Source organism: Thermus altitudinis, assembly GCF_022760835.1.
Classification (GTDB): Bacteria; Deinococcota; Deinococci; order Deinococcales; family Thermaceae; genus Thermus; species Thermus altitudinis.
In genome coordinates this window covers 1-14,013 of sequence record NZ_JAKTNQ010000042.1, presented here as the reverse complement: position 1 = coordinate 14,013, position 14,013 = coordinate 1, and the positions used below count along the sequence as shown (strand labels likewise).

Annotated in this window: 13 protein-coding genes; 4 read left to right on the top strand and 9 right to left on the bottom strand. The window is 65.5% G+C overall.

Annotated features, from left to right (window positions below):
* Positions 1-62: 62 nt before the first annotated feature.
* Positions 63-1,289 (top strand): adenylosuccinate synthase, encoded by a 1,227-nt coding sequence (locus tag L0D16_RS11375; RefSeq protein WP_243032242.1) that lies wholly within the window; start codon positions 63-65, stop codon positions 1,287-1,289.
* Between the two features lie 98 nt (positions 1,290-1,387).
* Here L0D16_RS11375 and trpD read toward each other — a convergent pair whose 3' ends face one another.
* From trpD to L0D16_RS11340, 7 genes are all read right to left on the bottom strand, one after another.
* Positions 1,388-2,377, bottom strand: coding sequence for an anthranilate phosphoribosyltransferase (gene trpD / locus L0D16_RS11370; RefSeq protein WP_243032234.1), 990 nt, complete (start codon positions 2,375-2,377; stop codon positions 1,388-1,390).
* A complete protein-coding gene (locus tag L0D16_RS11365; protein ID WP_243032231.1) occupies positions 2,365-2,946 on the bottom strand; it encodes an anthranilate synthase component II in 582 nt (193 codons plus the stop codon). The genes trpD and L0D16_RS11365 overlap by 13 nt, the downstream gene beginning before the upstream one ends.
* Entirely contained in the window at positions 2,943-4,361 is a 1,419-nt protein-coding gene (trpE, locus tag L0D16_RS11360; protein ID WP_243032230.1) for an anthranilate synthase component I, read from the bottom strand. The genes L0D16_RS11365 and trpE overlap by 4 nt, the downstream gene beginning before the upstream one ends.
* Positions 4,362-4,576: 215 nt before the next feature.
* Positions 4,577-6,127, bottom strand: coding sequence for an L-glutamate gamma-semialdehyde dehydrogenase (gene pruA / locus L0D16_RS11355; RefSeq protein WP_243032228.1), 1,551 nt, complete (start codon positions 6,125-6,127; stop codon positions 4,577-4,579).
* Between the two features lie 12 nt (positions 6,128-6,139).
* Positions 6,140-7,063, bottom strand: coding sequence for a proline dehydrogenase (locus tag L0D16_RS11350; protein WP_243032226.1), 924 nt, complete (start codon positions 7,061-7,063; stop codon positions 6,140-6,142).
* Positions 7,060-7,722: a GntR family transcriptional regulator gene (locus L0D16_RS11345; RefSeq protein ID WP_243032224.1), complete on the bottom strand. Its 663-nt coding sequence runs from the start codon at positions 7,720-7,722 to the stop codon at positions 7,060-7,062. Before L0D16_RS11345 ends, L0D16_RS11350 begins: the two co-directional genes overlap by 4 nt.
* 84 nt (positions 7,723-7,806) lie before the next feature.
* Positions 7,807-8,406, bottom strand: coding sequence for a CsgG/HfaB family protein (locus tag L0D16_RS11340; protein WP_243032222.1), 600 nt, complete (start codon positions 8,404-8,406; stop codon positions 7,807-7,809).
* A 423-nt stretch (positions 8,407-8,829) separates the two neighbouring features.
* Here L0D16_RS11340 and L0D16_RS11335 point away from each other — a divergent pair, with 423 nt between their 5' ends.
* Complete coding sequence (locus L0D16_RS11335) at positions 8,830-10,017, top strand: glycine C-acetyltransferase (RefSeq protein WP_243032219.1); 1,188 nt, start codon at positions 8,830-8,832, stop codon at positions 10,015-10,017.
* 23 nt (positions 10,018-10,040) lie between these two features.
* Positions 10,041-11,255 carry an Eco57I restriction-modification methylase domain-containing protein gene (locus L0D16_RS11330; RefSeq protein ID WP_243032209.1) on the top strand — a complete coding sequence of 405 codons (1,215 nt, stop codon included), beginning with the start codon at positions 10,041-10,043 and terminating at the stop codon, positions 11,253-11,255.
* Here L0D16_RS11330 and L0D16_RS11325 read toward each other — a convergent pair.
* On the bottom strand, positions 11,242-11,637 hold the full coding sequence (locus L0D16_RS11325) for a hypothetical protein (protein ID WP_243032200.1): 396 nt from the start codon (positions 11,635-11,637) through the stop codon (positions 11,242-11,244). The two genes, L0D16_RS11330 and L0D16_RS11325, sit on opposite strands and share 14 nt — an antisense overlap.
* A 134-nt stretch (positions 11,638-11,771) precedes the next feature.
* Here L0D16_RS11325 and L0D16_RS11320 point away from each other — a divergent pair, with 134 nt between their 5' ends.
* Positions 11,772-13,679, top strand: coding sequence for a DNA topoisomerase subunit B (locus tag L0D16_RS11320; protein WP_243032197.1), 1,908 nt, complete (start codon positions 11,772-11,774; stop codon positions 13,677-13,679).
* Positions 13,680-13,815: 136 nt separating this feature from the next.
* Here L0D16_RS11320 and L0D16_RS11315 read toward each other — a convergent pair.
* Positions 13,816-14,013 (bottom strand): zinc ribbon domain-containing protein (locus tag L0D16_RS11315; RefSeq protein ID WP_279231389.1); only part of this gene is annotated, 198 nt, incomplete at its 5' end.

The following is a 14,013-nucleotide window of genomic DNA, read 5'->3' as shown; positions in this document are numbered from 1 at the left end:
CCCGGTTTCAAAACCGGGGGATTATGGCCACCCACACCCCCCTTTTCTGTAAGCTTTAGGGGATGCCGGGAGTCGCCATCATCGGAGCCCAGTGGGGGGACGAGGGCAAGGGGAAAGTGGTGGACGCCCTTGCCCAGGAAGCCGACTATGTGATCCGCTACCAAGGGGGGGCCAACGCCGGCCACACCGTGGTGGCCGAGGGGCGGGTTTTTAAGCTGAACCTCCTGCCCTCAGGGGTCATCCACCCCCATGCGGTGAACATCCTGGGGGATGGCATGGTCATAGACGCCTTCCGCTTCCAGGAGGAGCTCGAGGCCCTAAGGAAGGAGGGGTTTAACCCCCAGGTGCTGGTTTCCGAACGGGCCCACCTGGTCCTTCCCCACCACAAGCACGTGGAAAGCCGCCACAACTTCGTGGGCACCACTGGCCGGGGCATCGGCCCCGCCTACTCCGACCGGGCAAGGCGGGTGGGGATCCGGGCCGGGGACCTCCTAAAGGAGGAGGTCCTAAGGGAACGGGTGCGCCGCCTCCTCCTGGAAAAGCCCAACTCCACCCGGGAGGCCGGTTGGGACACGGAGGAAAAGGCCCTAGCCGACCTCCAGCGCATGCGGGAGATCCTGGCCCCCTTCGTGGCCGACACGGGGAGCCTGTTGCGGGAAGCCCTCAAGCGGGGCAAACGCCTCCTCTTTGAAGGGGCCCAGGCCACCCTTTTGGACCTCAACTACGGCACCTACCCCTACGTAACCAGCTCCCATCCCACGGTGGGGGGCATCCTGGTGGGCACGGGGCTTAACCACAAGGCCATCACCAAGGTCTACGGGGTGGCCAAGGCCTACGCCACCCGGGTGGGGGAAGGCCCTTTCCCCACGGAACTTAGCGGGGACTTAGCCCACCACCTTAGGGAAAAGGGCGGGGAGTACGGCACCACCACGGGCAGGCCCCGGCGGGTGGGCTGGCTGGACCTGGTGGCCCTCAAGTACGCCTGTGAGGTGAATGGCTTTGACGGCCTGGCCATCACCAAGCTGGACGTGCTTTCCGGCCTGGAAAAGGTGAGGGTGGCGGTGGAGTACCTGGACGGGGCCCGGCCCGGGGAGGCCAGCCCGGAGGCGGTGCGCTACCTGGAGCTGGAGGGCTGGGGGGACCTCCTTGGGGTGCGAAGCCGGGAGGAGCTTCCCCCTTCCCTAAGGCGCTACCTAGAGCTCATTGAGGAGTACACCGGGGTGCCGGTGGTCCTCTTCTCCACCAGCCCCAGGAGGGAGGACACCTTCGGGGCGGTGAGCTGGGTCTAATATCCCCAACCTAGCTTCGCGAGGTTGGGGACCCCGTCATGCCACCTCACCTGGGCCTTGATCCAGGTGGAGGCCCCGATCAAGCCCTTGGCAAAACTTTACCCCCTGAGGAAGGCCACGTACCGCTCCAGAAGCCCGTAGGCCTCCCCGGAGGCCAGGACCTCCTGGGCAAGCCGCACCCCTTCCCGCAGGGAGGCCACCTTGCCCGCCACATAGAACCCCGCCCCCGCCGCCAGGGCCACCCCTTGGGCATGGGGACCTTTTTCCTGGCCCTTGAGAATCCTTGTGGCCAGCTGGGCGTTTTCCTGCGGAGAGCCCCCCTTTAGGGCCTCCACGGGAAAGCGCTCCAACCCCACCGCCTCCGGGGTGAGGGCATAGGCCCCCTTGCCCACCTCCACCACCTGGTTCTCCCCTAAGACCAGTTCATCCGCCCCTTCCCCGTGGACCACCATCCCCTGGGCCCCCAGGCGCCCTAGGGCCTCGGCCATGGGGGTAAGCCAACGGGGGCTAAAGACCCCCAGCACGTACCGGTCGGCCCCCGCGGGGTTGGTGAGGGGGCCAAGCAGGTTGAAGACGGTGCGGATGCCCAGCTCGGCCCTTACCGGGGCCACGTGGCGCATGGCGGGGTGGAAAAGCCGGGCAAAGAGGAAGCCGAAGCCCAAGGTCTCTATGGCCTCCCCCACCCGCTCGGGCGGGGCTTCCAGGTTGACCCCCAGGGCCTCGAGGAGATCCGCCGAGCCCGCCTTTGAGCTGGCCGCCCGGTTCCCGTGCTTGGCCACCGCCACCCCCCCCGCCGCCGCCACCAGGGCCCCCAGGGTGGAGAGGTTCAAAAGCCCCTTGTGGTCCCCCCCGGTGCCCACGATGTCCAAAAGGGGCCTGCGGTTCACCTTCAGGGCCAAGGCCGCCTCCCGCATGGCCTGGGCCATGGCGGCAATCTCCGAAGGGGTCTCCCCCCTTAAGGCCATGGCGGTGAGCACCCCCGCCACCTTCACCGGGGAAACCTCCCCCGCCATCATGGCCCGCATGAGGCCGTAGGCCTCCTCCTCGCCCAGCACCTCGCCCAAAAGCGCCTTCTTCACGGTCTCCATGGGTCCTCCAGAAAGTTCTTGAGGATGATCTTACCCGCCTCCGTAAGGTAGCTTTCCGGGTGGAACTGCACCCCATGGGTGGGGTAGTGGCGGTGGCGGAAGCCCATCACCGTCCTCCCTCCCGCCTCCTCCACCCAGGCGTTCACCAGGAGGTCTTGCGGAACCTCCTCCACCACCAAGGAGTGGTAGCGGGTGGCGGGAAAGGGGTTGGGAAGGCCCCGGAAAACCCCGGTGCCGTCATGGTGGATCTCGCTCACCTTGCCGTGCATGACGACGGGGGCCGGCACCACCTTTCCCCCAAAGGCCATGCCGATGGCCTGGTGGCCCAGGCAGACCCCCAGGATGGGGTAGCGGGGGGCGTAGCGACCGATGAGGGGGAGGGATAGCCCCGCCTCCAAGGGGGTGCAGGGGCCAGGGCTGATCAGGATGCGCTCGGGGTCTAGGGCCTCCACGTCCTCGAGGGCAAACCGGTCGTTGCGCCACACCACGGGGCTTGCCCCCAGCTCCCCCAGGTACTGCACCAGGTTGTAGGTGAAGCTGTCGTAGTTGTCGATCACCAACACCCTCATAACCCCTCCTCCGCCATCTCCACCGCCTTCAAAAGGGCCCTGGCCTTGTTCCAACACTCCTCGTACTCCCTTTCCGGCACCGAGTCCGCCACGATGCCCGCCCCCGCCTGCACGTGCATCCTTCCCCCCGCGATGACAAAGGTACGCAAGGTTAAGGCCACGTCCATGGCCCCATGGTAGGCCAGATAACCGAAGCTTCCCCCGTAGGGCCCCCGGCGGTGGGGCTCCAGCTCCTCAATGATCTCCATGGCCCGGATCTTGGGGGCCCCCGAGACCGTGCCCATGGGAAGCACGCTGGCCAAGGCGTCCAAGGGGGTCTTGCCCTCGGCCAAAATGCCCTCCACCGTGGACACCAGGTGCATCACGTGGGAGTAGTACTCCACGTGCATGGGCTCCAGGACCCGCACCGTGCCGAAGGCGGAAACCCGACCGATGTCGTTGCGGGAAAGGTCCAAAAGCATCACGTGCTCGGCCCTTTCCTTTTCATCCCTAAGAAGCTCCTCCGCAAGCCTCCGGTCCTCCTCCTCGTCCTTCCCCCGGGGCCGGGTGCCGGCGATGGGCCGGGTGACCACCTTGCGGCCGTCGGAGCGGAGGAGGCTTTCGGGGCTGGCCGAGACCAAGACCACCTCCCCCAGGTCCAGATAGCCCATGTAGGGGCTTGGGTTCACGCTCCTCAGGGCCCGGTACAGGGCAAAGGGGTGCACGGTGAGGGGGGAGGAAAGCCTCAAGGAGAGGACCACCTGGAAGATGTCCCCGGCGCGGATGTACTCCAAGGCCTTGGCCACCGCCCCCAGGTACTCCTCCCGGCTCATGTCGGGCGCAAAGCGGGCCCTCCCCCCTGGCCTTTCCCCAGGCACCCCCGGGAGAGGACCTCTAAGCCTTCTTTCCGCCCAAAGGAGGCGGTCTTCCGCCTCCTCCAGGTCCTGCGCGGGGGCCACCAGGTGCAGAAGGTTCTTCATATGGTCAAAGACCGCCACCACCTCAGGCTCCACAAAAAGCAGGTCGGGCAGGCCTAGGTCATCCGGCTTAAGGGAGGGGAGGCGCTCGTAGTAGCGGATGAGGTCATAGGCGGCATACCCCACCACCCCCCCGAGGAAGGGGGGGAGGTCGGGCTCTGGGAGGCCCGCCCCCTGGAGCCCTTCGGGCCGCCCAAGGGAGGCGTGGACCGCCTGGTAAAGGGTACGCAAGGGGTCCTGGGTTTCCACCCGTTGGCCATTGAGGGTGAAGACCCCATCCTTTAGGCGAAAGGTGCGCCTCGCCCCTACCCCGATGATGGAGAAGCGGCTTTGCCTCCCCCGTTCCACCGACTCCAGAAGAAAGCTCACCGGGGCCTTTTCCGAAAGCTTCAGGTAAGCGGTCACCGGGGTTTCCAGGTCCGCCAGGAGGGTTTTGCCAAAGGGCCTGATGGTTTCCATGCCTCTCCTTACAAAAAGCCCCGGGGCCCATAGCCCCGGGGAAAAAGCCCATCCGCCCCGGGGCCTAGCCGGGCCACCAGCGGGCGGCAAGGGCGCTCATGCCCCAAGGATAGCCCAAGGCGCCCCTGGCGTCCAGGGGTGCCTGGGCCAGACCCTTAAGCCCTCCGCGGCGAAGCCTAGGGAAGGCCTTCGGCCCAGCCCCCCTGGGGAAGGCATCAGAATCTTTCCGCCACCGTTTTCATCTGCAGGAAGTGCAGGAGGTAATCGGGCCCTCCGGCCTTGGTGTCGGTACCCGAGAGGTTAAAGCCGCCAAAGGGCTGGACCCCCACCAGGGCCCCGGTGATCTTGCGGTTGAAGTAGAGGTTCCCCACGTGGAACTCCCGCCTGGCCCTTTCCAGGTGCTCCCGCTTGCGGGAGTAGACCCCACCGGTGAGGCCATAAAGGGTGCCGTTGGCCACCTCGAGGGCCTCCCCGAAATCCTTGACCCGGATCACGGAAAGCACCGGGCCGAAGATCTCCTCCTGGGCGATCTTGGCGGTGGGGGGCACCTCGGTGAAGATGGTGGGGGCCAGGAAGTAGCCCTCCCCCTCCAGGCGCTTTCCCCCCAGGACCAGCTGGCCTTCCCTTTGGCCAATCGCAACGTAGGAGAGGACCTTCTCCTCCTGGGCCTTGCTGGCCACGGGGCCCAGGTCGGGGTTTTCCTCGGCGGGGCCCACCACCAGGCGCTCCGCCCGCCGCAACACCCTCTCCATCAAGGGCTCAAAGGCCTTCTCGGTGACGATGAGACGGCTGGCCGCCGAGCACTTTTGCCCCTGGAAGCCGTAGGCGGAGATGAGGATGCCCTCGGTGGCGGCCTCCAGGTCAGCGGTCTCGTCCACGATGATGGCGTCCTTGCCGCCCAGCTCCAGGAAAACCCGCTTGATCCAGCGCTGGCCCGGGGCCAGCTTGGCCGCCCTCTCGTTGATCCAAAGCCCCACCTCGAGGCTCCCCGTGAAGTTGATGAAGCGGGTCTGGGGGTGCTCCACCAGGTAGGCCCCCACCTCGCTCCCCTTGCCCGGCAGGAGGTTCACTACCCCGGGAGGAAAACCTGCCTCGTGGAGGATCTCAAAGACCTTGGCGGCGATGACCACCGTGTCCTCGGCGGGCTTGGCCACCACGGTGTTCCCCACGGCCACCGGCCCGGCGATCATGCCGGTGAAGATGGCGATGGGGAAGTTCCAGGGGGCGATGACCACCCCCGCCCCCAGGGGAATGTAGAAGCTTTCGTTGTCCTCCCCGGGGTAGGGCACCACCTCCACCGAGGGGTACTTGTACTTTAGGGCCTGGCGGGCGTAGTACTCCAGGAAATCTATGGCCTCCGCCACCTCGGCGCTGGCCTCGAGCCAGTTCTTGCCGATCTCGTAGACCAAGGTGGCCTCCAGCTCCCGCCGCCTCCTTTTCATGAGGGCCGCCGCCTTTAGGAGGAGGCGGCTGCGGTCCTCCTGGGGCCAGTCCTTCCAGGCCCTAAAGGCCCGCCAAGCGGCCTCCAGGGCTGCCTCCGCCTCGGCTACCCCCGCCTTGGCGGTGCTCCCCACCACCTCGCTGGGGGCCGAGGGGTTGAGGGATAGGATCCTCTCCTTGGTGTCCACCCAGGCCCCGTCTATGTAAAGCCCATAGTGGCGGCCAAACTCGGCCCTGACCCGCCTAAGGGCCTCCCGCATCTCCCGCTTGGCCTCCTCCGTGCCAAAGGTCTCAATGGGCTGGTTGCGAAAAGGTTCCACCGTCATGCCGTACCTCCTTTAGCCCCCCAAGAGGCTGCGCAACACCAACAGCAGGTTCTCCGGGCGCTCGGCGATGCGCCGGCTCAAGTAGGGGTACCAGTGGGTGCCGTAGGGCACATAGGCCCGCACGGTGTACCCCTCCCCCGCCAGGCGCCTTTGCTCCTGGAAACGCACCCCATAGAGGAACTGGAACTCAAAGCGGTCCTTGGGTACCCCCATGGCCTCGGTGTAGCGCTTCACCTCGGCGATGAGCCTGGGGTCGTGGGTGGCGAAGGCCACGTAAAGCCCCTCCTTAAGGGCCAGCTTCCCCAGGTGCAGGAACTCGGCGTCTATGAGGCGCTTGTCCTGGAAGGCCACCTCCTTGGGCTCCCGGTAGGCCCCCTTGACCAGGCGCAGGTTGGGCCGGTAAGGGAGGAGCTCCCAAAAGTCCTTCTCCGTGCGGAAGAGGTAGCTTTGCAGGACCAGGCCCACCCCCTGAAACCCCTCCTCCCGCAAGGCCCTATAGAGGCGCAAGGTGGCCTCCACCCGGGGGGAGTCCTCCATATCTATCCGCACGAAAACCCCCTTGGGCTCAGCCTCCTTCAGGATTTCCCGGAGGAGCTCCCGGGCCAAGGCCTCGGAAAGGTCCAGCCCCAGCTGGGTGAGCTTCAAGGAGATGTACTTGGGCCAGGGGTACCCCGCCACCCTCCCCACCAACTCCAGGATTCCCTTCTGGAAGGCCCGGGCCTCCTCCTCGCTCCCCACCATCTCCCCCAGGAGGTCCAAGATGGCGTGCACCCCTTGGGCCTGGAGTCTCTCCGCCACCCCAAGGGCCTCCTCCAGGGTCTCACCCGCCACATAGCGCCGCACCAGGCTCTTGGCCCGCCCCTTGATGAGGGCCTCCACCCTGGGGTTCCCCGCCACGGAGAGCACCGCCTGCCGATACGCCAAGTCCAGGTTCATATCCCTCCTTTCCTAAGCCTGGCCACCACCAGGTCGCGGAAGCGGTACACGTGGGCCTCCACCGCCTTTTTGGCCCCTTCCGGGTCCCGCCCCTTCAGGGCCCTTAGGATGGCCTCGTGTTCCTTGCGGGTGGTCTCCTCCTGGGAAAGGTTGGGGAGGGCACCCCTCACCAGGGCCAGGCTGGAAAGCAGGTCCTCGTAAAGGCGGTAGAGGGTCTTGTTCCCGGAAAGCCGCACCAGGGCCCGGTGGAACTCCAGATCCCGGCGCATCTGCTCGGGGTAGTCCTCCTTTGGGGCCTCGTCAATGGCCCTGAGGTGGGCCTCGAGGTCCGCGATCTCCCAAGGGGTGGCCCTAAGGGCCGCCTCCCTTGCCGCCTCCCCCTCCAGAAGGGCCCGCACCCCATAGACCTCCTCCACCTCCTCAGGGCTAAAGGCCCGCACCCGGGCCCCCCGGCCCGGCACTAGCTCCACCAAGCCTTCCTCGGCCAGGCGCATGAGGGCCTCCCGTACAGGGGTGCGGGAAACCCCCAGCTCCTGGGCCAGAAGGGGCTCGGAAAGCCTTTCCCCCGGGGCAAAGCGCCCGGAGAGGAGAAGGTCTTTCAGGTGCCGGTACACCGCCTCCCGCACCTGGTTGGGCCGGCGGAAGCCTAGGGCCTGCATCCTGTATACAGCATACTTACCCCATCTGCACCTAGTCAAGGGAAAGCGGCCCCCTAGGGGGCCGCTTTCCCTGGAAGCTCTAGATCAACCCCTTTGGGGTAAGGGTTGACCATCCGGACCGTATTTAAAGTAAGAAGGCGGAATGCGTTTAATGAGCTCTTCTACTGCCTTACCCACCATCACCGCAAGGGCCTTGCCCATAGGGGTCTTTTGATACTGGCTTAGAGCTCCACCCAAAGCCGCCCCGGGCACCAGGGCCCCAAGCAAACCACCAAAATCCGTATCCGAAGCTTCCCCCTCCACGCGGAAAGCGGCCACAACTGCCCCGGTACGAACATCTACCGCACGGAAATCCACGGCCACATACGCTTTCTTTTGACCACCCGTAACCGCTCCCAACAAACCCCCCAACAACCCTCCTCCGCCCCCCCGGGTTCCGCCGGAATCGGGTTCAAAGGCCGTGATAGTGCCGGTTATAAGGATCTCGGCGCCTTGAAGTTGCTGAACCTGATTGCCCACCGCCGCTTCCTTTTGCAGCTGTTCAAGAACGGAACGCTCATAAACAATAAAGTGATTGGTGTTGATGAGCGCTGTGGTAAGCATGTCAGAAATCCCAGCCCCCACATCTCCCCGGCTAGTGGAAACCTCCACGCCGAAAAACTTACCCAAAATGGCTGCACCCACCTGGGATGAATCTACACCAGGCCCGCATTTATCTGCTTTGCATGGAAACGACGCCACCACTACCTTAGCCCGAGGCCCCGTATACGTAGCATAAGGATTATCTGGGGAAAGTCCAGAGTCAACTTTTGTCGTCACTTGAGGGGCACAAGCGGCCAAGAGGACCAAAACCAAAGAGAGTGCGCTCTTTCGCATCGCGAAGCTACCTCCTTTTGCCCCCGTTTGTACCAGGGGTCGGGGCAAAGTATAGACAACCCCAAACTCCCTTGGTGTTCATTTGCACTTGAAAATCGTAAAGGGTTTGCTACGATTTCCCCTTTGCCAAAAACTCTTAAAAGGGCTTTCTCCCTTTGCCAAAGATTCTAGGTTCCTCTATAACCTCGGTACTGCTTGTCAGAAACCTACTTTCCAAGGTTAGATAGGACCATGAGCCTATCCCTAAGAGCGCGTATTCAGAGGGAGCTCACCCGGCTGAAGGAGGAAGGCCTCTACATCCGCCCCAAGGTCCTCGAGGCCCCCCAGGAGCCCGTCACCCGGGTGGAGGGGCGGGAGGTGGTGAACCTGGCCTCCAACAACTACCTGGGCTTCGCCAACCACCCTTACCTCAAGGAAAAGGCCCGCCAGTACCTGGAAAGGTGGGGGGCGGGAAGCGGGGCGGTGCGCACCATCGCCGGCACCTTCACCTACCACCTGGAGCTGGAGGAGGCCCTGGCCCGCTTCAAGGGCACGGAAAGCGCCTTGGTCCTGCAGTCAGGCTTTACCGCCAACCAGGGGGTGCTGGGGGCCTTGTTGCAGGAAGGGGACCTGGTCTTCTCCGACGAGCTGAACCACGCCAGCATCATTGATGGCCTCCGCCTCACCAAGGCCACCCGCCTGGTTTACCGCCATGGGGATGTGGCCCACCTGGAGGAACTGCTGCAGGCCCACGACACCGAAGGCCTCAAGCTGATCGTCACCGACGGGGTCTTCTCCATGGACGGGGACATCGCCCCCCTGGACCGCATCGTGCCCTTGGCCAAGAGGTACGGGGCCGTGGTGTACGTGGACGACGCCCACGGAAGCGGCGTCTTGGGGGAGATGGGCAAGGGGACGGTGCACCACTTCGGCTTCCACCAGGACCCCGACGTGATCCAGGTGGCCACCCTTTCCAAGGCCTGGGCGGTGGTGGGGGGGTACGCCGCCGGAGCCTTGGAGCTCAAGGACCTCCTCATCAACAAGGCCCGGCCCTTCCTCTTCTCCACAAGCCACCCCCCGGCGGTGGTGGGGGCCCTTTTGGGGGCCTTGGAGCTCATCCAGAAGGAACCGGAACGGGTGGAGAGGCTTTGGGCAAACACCCGCTACTTCAAGGCGGAACTGGCCCGCTTAGGCTACGACACCCTGGGGAGCCAAACCCCCATCACCCCCGTGCTCCTTGGGGAAGCCCCCTTGGCCTTTGCGGCGAGCCGCCTCCTTTTGGAAGAGGGGGTTTTCGCCGTGGGCATCGGCTTCCCCACCGTGCCCCGGGGAAAGGCCCGCATCCGCAACATCGTCACCGCCGCCCACACCCAGGAGATGCTGGACCGGGCCCTCGAGGCCTACGCCAAGGTGGGCCGGAAGCTGGGGGTCATCCGCTAACCCCCGCCTTGGGGGCCCTGGCCATGCCGGTAAGCCGCACCCTGGGCCGGGTCCTCACCCCTCCCCCTCTGGTGGCCTTCATGGTGGCCCTGGCGGAGGCCCCCAAGGGGGGAAGGGTCCTGGAGCCTGCCGCCGCCCACGCCCCCTTCCTCCGGGCCTTCCGGGAAGCCCAGGGCACCGGTTACCGCTTCCATGCGGTGGAGGTGGACCCCCTGGCCTTTGACCCGCCCCCCTGGGCCGAAGGCCAGGTGGCGGACTTCCTCCTTTGGGAACCGGACGGAACCTTTGACCTTATCCTGGGGAACCCCCCTTACGGGGCCTTGGGGGCCGGGGCCAGGCTCCCCGCGGAAAAGCGCGGGCTTTACCGCCAGCGCTTTACCACCTGGCACGGGCGCTACAACCTCTACGGGGCCTTCTTGGAGAAAGGGGTGAGGCTCCTCGCTCCTGGGGGGCTTCTCGTCTACGTGGTTCCCGCCTCGTGGATGGTGCTGGGGGAGTTCAAGAAGCTCCGGGCCTTCCTGGCCCGGGAAGGGGGGGTGGAGGTCTACTACCTGGGCCGCCCCTTCCCGGAGGTCAAGGTGGTGGCCACGGTGATCCGCTTCCGCAAGGGGGAAAGGGGGCTAAGGCTTTACGATGCGGAAGGCCTCCTTTTCCCTAGCCCCGCCCTCCTCCTCGAGGACCCCTCTTGGCAAGGGGAGCCCATCCGCTTCCCCGACCCCACGGCCCTGGCCATGGAGCGGGAAGGGGTGGCCTTGGGGGAGGTCTTCGGGATCCACTTTGCCGCCCGTAGCCCCGAGATCAAGGCCCACCCCCTGACCCGGACCGCCCCGGGCCCCGGCCTGGTGCCGGTGCTCACCGGGAGAAACCTGAAGCCAGGCTGGATTGACTACGAAACCCCCCATTCCGGCCTCTACTTCCCCAAGGAGGCCGCCCACCTCCTTAAGCCCTTCTACGCCACAGGCCACCTGGTGGTGGCCCACACCCGCCACTACCGGGTGGTGGCCGCCTGGGATGGGAGGGCCTACCCCTGGCGGGAGGAGTTCCACCTCCTGCCCAAGGAGGGGGTAAGGGTGGACCCGGCGGCCCTGGTGGCCCACCTGAATAGCCCCCAGGTGCAGGCCTACTACCGGGGGCTTTACCGGGAGGCGGTGCCCCACCTCACCCGGGGGATGCTGGAAAGGCTGCCGGTACCCAGGGATTTGCTCCTGGACCGGCTGCCCTTGGCTACCGCCCGGTGAAGTAGGCGCGAAGGGCCAGCCCCACGGCAAAGAGGAGGCCCAAAGCCACGAACCACTCGGGGCGCTCAGGGGGGTCTTTCAGGCCCCGGTAGAACCAGCCCCCCGGCTCGAGGCCCCCCAGATAGTGCAAGCCGGCAGCCAGCAGAAGCCCGTAAAGGAGATGCAGGCCGTCCTTGGGTCTCAGGCCCGCCCCCAGGAGAGCCAACCCCAGGACCACCTGGAGGATGGCCACCCAGGCGGCACCCCTTAGAATCCGGTAAAAGGGTGCCGGCAGGGGGCGGAAAAAACCCCGGATCCCCACCAGGGCTAAGCCTAGCACCGCCACCAGCAGGACCAAGGCCAAAAGGGAGTGCAGGAAAACCAGGACTGGCACCGCGGGCATCATACGGGCTGGTGCGGGTCCGGGGCAAGGCCAATAATCGGTAATGGAAACAGGAAGCTGGGAAGGAGCGCATCCCGCCTAGGCCCATCCTTAAGGCAAAACTCTTGGTCCATGTCCTGTGGTATACTAAGGGGGTGAGCTACGACGCTTCCGCCATTAAGGTTCTCAAAGGCCTCGAGGGGGTGCGCCACCGCCCCGCCATGTACATCGGGGGCACGGGGGTGGAGGGGTACCACCACCTCTTCAAGGAGATTCTGGATAATGCGGTGGACGAGGCCCTGGCGGGTTACGCCACCGAGATCGTCACCACCCTAAACCCCGATGGCTCCCTCACCGTGGAGGACAACGGCCGGGGCATTCCCGTGGACGTGATGCCGGAAGAGGGCCGGCCCGCGGTGGAGGTGGCCTACACCGTCTTGCATGCGGGCGGCAAGTTTGAAAGCGGGGCCTACAAGGTGGCCGGGGGCCTGCACGGGGTGGGGGCCAGCGTGGTCAACGCCCTTTCCGAATGGACAGTGGTGGAGGTCTTCCGGGAGGGGAAACACCACCGCATCGCCTTCAGCCGGGGGGAGGTCACCGAGCCCCTCACCGTGGTGGGTCCGGCCCCTAAGGGCAAAAGGGGCACCCGGGTCACCTTCAAGCCCGACCCCCTGATCTTCGGCAACCTGGCCTTTGATCCCAGCAAGATCCGGGCCCGCCTGCGGGAGGTGAGCTACCTGGTGGCGGGGCTCAAACTGGTCTTTAGGGACCTGATCCATGGGCGGGAGGACGTCTATTTGGACAAAGGCGGCGTGGCCTCCTTTGCCAAGGCCCTGGCAGCGGAGGAGGAGCTTCTTTACGAGAAGCCCTTCCTCTTCCGGGGGCAGGAAGGGGATGTGGAGGTGGAGGTGGGCCTCATCCACACCAAGGGCTACACCGCCGAGATCCTCACCTACGCCAACATGATCCCCACCCGGGATGGGGGCACCCACCTCACCGCCTTCAAGTCCGCCTACAGCCGGGCCCTGAACCAGTACGCCAAGAAGGCGGGGCTCAACAAGGAAAAGGGTCCCCAGCCCACGGGGGATGACCTCTTGGAAGGGCTTTACGCCGTGGTGAGCGTGAAGCTTCCCCAGCCCCAGTTTGAGGGGCAGACCAAGGGGAAGCTCCTAAACCCCGAGGCGGGGAGCGCCGTGGCCCAGGTGGTCTACGAGAAGTTCCTGGAGGCCCTCGAGGAGAACCCCCGCATCGCCAAGACCGTCTACGAGAAGGCCCTGCGGGCCGCCCAGGCCCGGGAAGCCGCCCGGAAGGCCCGGGAGCTGGTGCGCAGGCAAAACCCCCTGGAGTCCGACGACCTCCCCGGGAAGCTGGCCGACTGCCAGACGGAAAACCCCGAGGAAGCCGAGCTTTTCATCGTGGAGGGGGACTCGGCCGGCGGGAGCGCCAAGCAGGGCCGCGACCGGCGCTTCCAGGCCATTTTGCCCCTTAGGGGCAAGATCCTCAACGTGGAAAAGGCCGGGCTTTCCAAGGCCCTGAAGAACGCCGAGGTGCGGGCCATGGTGGCGGCCATCGGGGTGGGGATCGGGGGCACGGGGGAGGACACCCACTTTGACCTGGAGGGCCTCCGCTACCACAAGATCATCATCATGACCGACGCTGACGTGGACGGCAGCCACATCCGCACCCTCCTCCTCACCTTCTTCTACCGCTACATGCGGCCCCTGATCGAAAAGGGGTATGTGTACATCGCCCAGCCTCCCCTTTACCGCCTGCAGGTGGGCAAGAAGGTGGAATACCTCTACTCCGACGAGGAGCTGGCCGCCCGCCTGAAGGAGCTGGGGGACAAAAACTACGAGGTGCAGCGCTTCAAGGGCCTGGGGGAGATGAACCCCGAGCAGCTTTGGGAGACCACCATGAACCCGGAAAAGCGGGTGCTGAAACGGGTGAGCCTCCAGGACGCCCTCGAGGCCAGCGAGCTCTTTGAAAAGCTCATGGGGCAGGAGGTGGCCCCCAGGCGAGAGTTCATTGAGGAGCACGCCCGCTACGCGGAGCTGGACATCTAACGACTCCCCTGGCGTTAGAACCCCCAGGGCATCATCCTCCCCATGCCCCACCGGCAAGACCACCCCAGGGACTGGCTAGAGGAGGCCACGGCCCTTCTCCTCCAGGAAGGTCGGCTTCTGGTGACGACTCCCCGCTCTAAAGAGCAGGGCTTCTCGGGGACAAGTTTAAACCTGCCCCCGAAGGCTCCGTCCGAGCCCTGGCCAAGATGTTCACTGCCGCTGCCACGTCCCGATGGAGAAGGGCCCCACAAGAGGGACAGGTGAACTCCCTGACCCACAAAGGCCTCTTCTCCCGGTGACCGCAGACAGGGCAATCTTGGCTCGTGTACTTAGG